The sequence below is a fragment of the Vibrio sp. 2132-1 genome (assembly GCF_033344315.1).
Genome location: NZ_JAWPON010000019.1, coordinates 102421 through 109406, shown reverse-complemented (window position 1 = coordinate 109406; position 6986 = coordinate 102421). Strand labels below are relative to the sequence as shown.

The following is a 6986-nucleotide window of genomic DNA, read 5'->3' as shown; positions in this document are numbered from 1 at the left end:
CGCGGCTGCAACCCTGCTTGCTCAAAATCTATTCAAACATGGTTGTGCTTTGGGGAAATTATGAGGGGATCCCTCAGAACTCCGTGTAGGTTAGTTTTTTAGGGTTGATTGAACGGTCTTGGTGTAAAATCATTCCACAAAGGTAGTTTTTAATCTTACTGCGTGGAGGAGAATTAAGGTTGTTGGACTGATACAAACTTATTGTTTCATCTATTTTCCTGCCCCCGATAGATTCTAGCAGCTTGTTTAGATTAATAATCTCTTCTATTGAAGTAGCGCATTGTATTTCAGCTCGGATATTATTTGCTTGAGAGGCATATAGGGATTGTTTAAACCATGCCGTTACCCACTTTATCTCATTGTCGGAAAGAGGCCTAGAAACATCAACACTCATATTGACCCAATCAATAAGTTCCACTTTGTCTGATGAACCGCAAAACTCAAGAGCCATCCAAGCAGAGAGGTGCTCTTCTTCAACTGTAAATTGTCTTTCCTCATTTGCTAACGTCCGAGATAAAGCTTCCTTTGGAACCAGTTTTTTTCTGGTAGAGTTATCCAAACCAAAAGACTCACGATAGAACTGATGAAGCGTATATGGCGCACTGTAAAAACAAAGCCCTTCACTCTTTTTCTCAAAAGGGAGGTGGAAGTAGTGCAAGGCTTCTCTATAATCATAAATACTAAAGAAAAGTGTTGGCGAATACCTGTGATAAAAGGTGTTTTTATATTCTCGAATAGGAGACAATGCGGTGACAAATTGCTCATCAATCATCTGAGCAATGCTAACCAAATCAGGTGATATTGTTTGCAGCTCTTGCTCTAAATTCTCACCCTCCCAATTCTCAGCCTCTAATGCCCTTTCTACTTCATGCTGTAAACACAGAGTGATATCTTTAACCCAAAATCGATCGGAATGGTTTAGATCAAAATAATAGTCGCTAAACACAAATGCATGAAAAGGACCATCGATGATCTTGTCTGGTTCTATGTCACTTACTGAGAATGCAGTTTCAAGCTCAACCCTTTCTAAACATGTTTTAGATGCATCCAGAAGAAGACCGTATGCTTGTTTATAAATTGCTACATCTTCAGGATAAAGCTCGCATATTGCTTCTCTGTAAGCCTCTTGGCAAATAAAGTCACAACAACTGCTTTCTGAACTTCTTTTAAATCCGGCAATTAGCTCTCTAGACACAACCTACACTTCCAACAAAAAAACAAGTTCAAACCTAATCTAATTTACCTTTTTTTTCAATGACTCCTATCGAGTTACTGATCCGTTAGGTTATGACTTTTCTAACACCAAACTGGAAATTAATTCTTTATATTCAATATGTTCTGTTTAATGGAATCTATGTATATCACAGACACATTTCACACCCATAATCTCAACGAATTGTCAAGGTCAAGAATTAATGCGTTTGTGCTACTGTCCACGGCTTTTCCATAAGATAAATTGGTTTCATTCATTCAAGGTAAATCATTGCAATTTAAGGAGAACTAATGAAATCAAATGTGCTCCCCTTTAAGGGAAAGCGAACGTCTAAACTTGAGACAGGTCAAGAACCACAAGTTACTGTACAAGAGCTCGCGCCCAGAGAGTTGTTTGATATGGCTTTTGGCGATGAGCAAGGGCGAACAAGGCTAAGAGAAATGAAGCGGAGGGAATATGGGTTTAGTAAATAATCAAAGTACTGAGTATGAGAAGTACATCGACGAACAAGAAAAGCTAGTCGGTTTAATCAGAGTGACTGGGGCAAGGATGTACGGCTATGGGTATGACGATGCTGTAGAAGACTGCCAAGACAGAATCAACATGCTTGAAAATGAACGTGAGTTGTTGGAAATCACGGTACATGAACAAGAGGAAAAGTTAAGACAAGTAGGCTCTCATTTAGGTGCCGGGCTCAGTAAGCTTAGGTAATCAGGTCTAACGCTGAACGCACCCCAAAAGCTATGCCATCCAGTCCATATTATTTTTTAGTCAGTTGGTCATTAAGTGAGAAGACCAACTGACTAATTTGGAAAAGTTCGAATTACACTTTGCGAGTCTACTTAACTAATTGAGGGAATTTCAATCATTATGCTCTTGTTATAGCAATCACCTAAGATAAAAAAACCAAGTAATAAATCAGCACTTACTGCCTACCAGTGCTCTCTTTATAGTCTGGGAACCTTTCCTGATATTGTTTTGCAATAGAATGATAGCTATCTTTTTCTGTGACAGCCCGGCCCCCTTCTAAAAACAAAATATGCCTCACAGGTATACGTTCACTGAGTAATTCTTCTAGTTTACTAACATCGAAACTTTTGCCCAATTTGCATTTGCAAACCGTATTTACTAGGCCCCCCATTGTGGATACCTTTTGCCACTCACGAGCAAGGGTATCAATATCATTATCAGTCCAAACTTTCGGATTAGGAGGTGTACCATTATGGTAGAATGCAAGATGATGGAGAATACAGGTAGACCCCTTAGGATTTCGGTCACCTATAGGTGTACCATTTGGTTTGCTGGAATAAAACTGCTCCCATACAACAAATCCTTGTTTGTTAGGTGCTACCTGACGGGCTATCTGAGATGAAAAGTGAGAGATAGGTGGTTGATAATTAGGTTTCAGATAGTCCCAATTTGGCCGATCACTTTTTGCTTCAAACAAACATAGTTTCCCGACTCCCTTGTCATAATCAATCAATAAAACACAAGCATCAACGCCCCATGCTTGCTCTTCATTTGATTTCAACTTCTGTGAAAATGCAGCTGATTTTAACGGTAGCCTAGCATTAATCCTATTACGAATTTCTGCAGTTAGGACAGATGTATATTCATTTTCACTAGAAATGATACCTATACTAAAATCGGTTCGAAGATCAACATCAACCTGATTGATCAACTTTTCTATCAACTCTCTCGTTTCTCTGTCAAATAGTGCCATTTACTTACTTCTCCTAATTTACTCATCTCGATAGAATTATGATTGGCGTCTCTTTTTAAAACGGCCTGAGCTACTTCTTTTGTTCTTTTGAAACTCTCTTGCCAGTTCAAAAATGTTTTGTGAGCAACGTTGTACAGAATGAAACGGATGGGATTCTACGAATCGTAACTTGGCTCTTGTGATGGCGACATACATTAGATTCAACTCATCTCGAATTTCGTCTTCTGTACGCTCGATTAATTTCAATTGGTCACAAAAATCATCCCCTAGCACCACCTGGTCAAACTCTAGGCCTTTCGTTCTGTGGCAAGTTCCTACGACAACTTCAGCAGCCTCAATATTATCCACTTTAGAACGCTTCAAGTTCTCATAAATATCAAACAAACCAGTATCATATTTAGAGACAAGTCTGAGGATTCTAGCCATATCGATGTTTTTCGTTTTTTTTGCAACTTCTACGAAATCTTCGAATGTAGTAAAATCACGCTTAAAGTCACGTGAGCGTATTTTATCGTACTGCTCTAGCTTCAAGTAGAGTAAATCAAAGAGCTCGTTAAATGGATAGTTATTAAAACCTCCAGTCCAGTAAATGCTCTTGCCACGTTCGTCAGCTTCTATCGCGACTTCAATCGTTAATACGATCGTACGGTTGATATAGGCTATCTGGAGATTTTCATCTAAATCGTTTTCTGAAGTTAAAACAGACTCGATAATGCCATTATCGGTCCCCTTAAGCCGTTCATGAACACCAAGTTGGTTCAGAAAGGCATTGGCATATGTAGCAACCTGTTCATTGAAGCGAAATGACTGGGTTAATGAGAAAACTTCGGCTCCACTATTTTCTTGAACTTTCAGTGCATCTTCGGCACCGCGATAACGATAAATTTGTTGCGACTCATCGCCACATACATAGACTCTCATATTAGTTTGAGCTTTCATAAAAGCTCTCACTGCAGGGTTAAGGTCTTGCCCCTCATCTACAAGTAGCACATCAAAATGCTCGCTCAAATCTACTTGGGCAATAGAGAAACCTTTTAGGTAACCATCGTGCGTCATGGGAACCGGACTTTCCAATAACTGCATTTCATTCCAGATTTGCTTGGCACTAGAAACTAGCTGCTCTTGAATATCCAATGATTTTTTATTTTTGGGGTTGTATGGAGCGTGTTTTTTTTCTATTTCTTGGTCTTCACTACAAAAATAGTTTTCTAAAGTAACCATAGTCCCGTTTGCGATGGACCAGTCGCACCTGAGGTGCTTTCTAATCAGCCCCATGCTGAGGTTTTCTGCAAACTTGTGGCGGTAGTATTTTCCTACGAATTGATATGCTAACTGATGGCCAGTGAGTGATAGACAATTGGGAGGTAAATTAGCGGCATCTGCGATCGGACGATTATAAGTAATATAGAGCATTCTTAGCTCTGGATATGCATTCGCGAACAATCTAAATAATGTAGTTTTACCAGTTCCTGCAAGCGCTTTGATCACAGCAAGCCTAACAGGTTTGTATATGACGTTTTGTTGTTCTAACGTTGGTTTCATTCTGCCCCCAAAGCCGTTTTAATATGGTATATTGTGACAGCAAAACAAAAAGCAGTCAACTATCATATATAATAAACCCCGGAAAATATCCAGGGTTTATCAATTAGTTAGATTTCAGTTTCTAGAGATTACATTGGTGAGGTTTTTCGAGATTAGAAACCGTTAGTGGCGTTAATTCATCGCTAAAGCAATGGTACTCATCAACGAAGTTCTTTTCACACATACGGTAGGCAAAGAGCTCATTACCCACATTTGGAAGCATAAGTTTTCCATTTGTAGTGTCTGTAACTAATTCAGCACCTGCCACATCTAATGAATCAAGGCTTGAAACTTTATAAACTTCTATTTTGGTGTTATCGCTAGTGACATGATCATTTAACTTAAACTCCCCCATTGAACAAACATCAATAGAACCACCGAGAGTATCTAAGTAAAACTCTACATCACACTCACCAGCTAGTGGACTTTTTAACGCTACCCCTTCCTCTGACAACTTTCTCATTTGAAGCATTGCCTCATATGCATTCAAAACACCATAGCCGCAATATCCATTGTCACAAGAATAATTAAGAAAACCACTTCCCGCTTCACCGACCATTGGTTTGCCTGTCGATTGTTTAAGAATGGTAATGATTTCTGTAGGAGTTAAATCGGGACTTTCGTTGAGCATTAGTGCAATTGTGCCCGTTACTAGAGGTGTCGAAAGACTCGTTCCAGCCGTTTCGGTGTAGTCCAAAGCTCCATCATTATTCGAATCAACGATTGTCGGCAATGAGAGGCGGTCACCATAAGCAACAATGTCTACGTTAACATCAAAGTTAGAAAACCCAGACTTATATCCATCTAATTGGTTTGAGCCTACTCCGATCACACCGGGACAATCTTTTGGTAACCCTGTTTCATAATTAACGCCTCGATTCCCTTGCGCTGCCACAAAAGTAATCCCCTTATCTTGCGCTACTCGAATCGCGTCTTGAACGTCACCACCACACATTGTGTTCCGCAACGTTAACGACATATTTATAACATCAACTGGCTCTGAAATTAGCGGTACACCAGGAACCTCTTGTCCACTCAGCCACTTGATTGCAGCAGTTAAGTCTTCAACTTTTGCTTCACTACATTTCAGTGCTCGAGCTGCAACCAATTCAACATCAGCTACACCTTTTACGCCATCCCCTTGAGGGTTGGCACCAATTAGTGATGCAACCATATTGCCATGACCTATATCGCAGTGTTCACCACGGTCAGATATCGGTGTGTCAAAATTTGCTGTGTAACCTTCAGTTCCGATAAAACTATATCCATCAACAAAAGGAAGCTCTGGAGTATTTAAAAAGCCTCCATCTATAACACCCACACGTGTCACGTTATTGGTTTTTGCAGTATCTCTGGCCTTAGAAATACTATTCGCCCCTTTAAGTAAGTCTTGGTCTGCCCAATAGGTATTTAACTGTGACTGGTGGTAACCAGTTGAGTCTGACATCGCTAAAGGATCGACTCCTTTAAATAAGATAGGTTCTGCAATGTTCGCATGAGCATAACCGTTAAAAACTGCAGCGCTAATTAGTAGAGATAGGGTGATTTTGTTCATTCTATTTGTCCTTAAATGCTGCAATTGCCGTAAGTAGGGTCAGTTAAATTTTCAACAAACTGAAATTCAGGGTTGAACTTGAAAACTGACAGTTCAGTAAACTGACCGTAGTTCACATTACCTTTAAAGAATGAATAGCCTGTCGAAGAGGCATTGAAATCCACTGCTGGGAGTACACTCAGGCTATTCTCTTTTGCGGCAATCTTGTTCAGATGATCTATGTATTGTTTAGCGCTTGCGTTTAGTTCAGATTCAAAACTTGATAATGGATTAACAAGTAGAGTCTCTATACCACCATTATGCACCTTGCTTACTGCCAACTTGATGTCGTTTAGTTTGTCCAGGTATACCTGCTCATCAAATTCGGGTGTAAATGGGAGCTGACCATGACCCATCAATAAAAAAACCTTTTCATAAGCATGTTGGAGTGATTGTAGCTCCGAAAACTGCTTAATCTCTTCACTGTTATCGATGTACGTTGAAGCGACTTCAAGACGCTCATTAAGACTTGTGTTAACAATATCAAGGCTAAAGTTCGTAGATATTTGCTCGCTGCCATCTTCAAGTGTCAGTGTGAGGCTCAAATCACCTGAAGACTTAAGTAATTCATCTGCTGAAAGAATTAAATTCGATTTATTTACAGACCAATGAATATTTTTTTCATATTCACTTAGAGGAATTTGATTGAGAACCGACTGTGGATCTCTTACAGTAAGAGTGTAGTTATCTGATTTTGAGTTTGTTTCTAATTGGACGGTTATTGACTCCCCATTCTCCACTAGTGATTGAGTTGGATCTGTTACAGTAAGTACAAGTGACTTATCGCCACTACTGCTATTGGTGCCACCACCTTCTCCGCCACCACCACAGCCAGATAGGACTACTAAAATCGAGAGTGCTAAGTAGTTTTTCAC

General features: G+C 39.7%; 6 protein-coding genes. 1 reads left to right on the top strand and 5 read right to left on the bottom strand.

Annotated elements, in window-relative coordinates; all coding sequences use genetic code 11:
- Positions 1-73 precede the first annotated feature (73 nt).
- Positions 74-1195: a hypothetical protein gene (locus tag R8N47_RS19520; RefSeq protein ID WP_318070376.1), complete on the bottom strand. Its 1122-nt coding sequence runs from the start codon at positions 1193-1195 to the stop codon at positions 74-76.
- Between the two features lie 474 nt (positions 1196-1669).
- Between R8N47_RS19520 and R8N47_RS19515 the strand changes: the two genes are divergently transcribed.
- Positions 1670-1924 carry a hypothetical protein gene (locus tag R8N47_RS19515; RefSeq protein ID WP_203347291.1) on the top strand — a complete coding sequence of 85 codons (255 nt, stop codon included), beginning with the start codon at positions 1670-1672 and terminating at the stop codon, positions 1922-1924.
- Between the two features lie 214 nt (positions 1925-2138).
- On the opposite strand, the gene R8N47_RS19510 is transcribed toward R8N47_RS19515, so the two are convergent.
- The 4 genes from R8N47_RS19510 to R8N47_RS19495 form a co-directional block, all read right to left on the bottom strand.
- Complete coding sequence (locus tag R8N47_RS19510) at positions 2139-2936, bottom strand: hypothetical protein (protein WP_025633971.1); 798 nt, start codon at positions 2934-2936, stop codon at positions 2139-2141.
- Between the two features lie 36 nt (positions 2937-2972).
- The gene (locus R8N47_RS19505) at positions 2973-4478 is read right to left on the bottom strand and encodes a 3'-5' exonuclease (protein ID WP_025633969.1); all 1506 of its coding nucleotides are present in this window, start codon (positions 4476-4478) and stop codon (positions 2973-2975) included.
- A gap of 121 nt (positions 4479-4599) precedes the next feature.
- Positions 4600-6072: a S8 family peptidase gene (locus tag R8N47_RS19500; protein ID WP_077202322.1), complete on the bottom strand. Its 1473-nt coding sequence runs from the start codon at positions 6070-6072 to the stop codon at positions 4600-4602.
- 11 nt (positions 6073-6083) lie between these two features.
- Positions 6084-6986, bottom strand: coding sequence for a hypothetical protein (locus R8N47_RS19495; RefSeq protein ID WP_025633967.1), 903 nt, complete (start codon positions 6984-6986; stop codon positions 6084-6086).

Excerpts from the sequence above, each read along its gene's own strand:
- R8N47_RS19515 (WP_203347291.1), top strand. The coding sequence starts at position 1,670 with ATGGGTTTAGTAAATAATCAAAGTACTGAGTATGAGAAGTACATCGAC.
- R8N47_RS19500 (WP_077202322.1), bottom strand. The coding sequence starts at position 6,072 with ATGAACAAAATCACCCTATCTCTACTAATTAGCGCTGCAGTTTTTAAC.
- R8N47_RS19505 (WP_025633969.1), bottom strand. The coding sequence starts at position 4,478 with ATGAAACCAACGTTAGAACAACAAAACGTCATATACAAACCTGTTAGG.
- R8N47_RS19510 (WP_025633971.1), bottom strand. The coding sequence starts at position 2,936 with ATGGCACTATTTGACAGAGAAACGAGAGAGTTGATAGAAAAGTTGATC.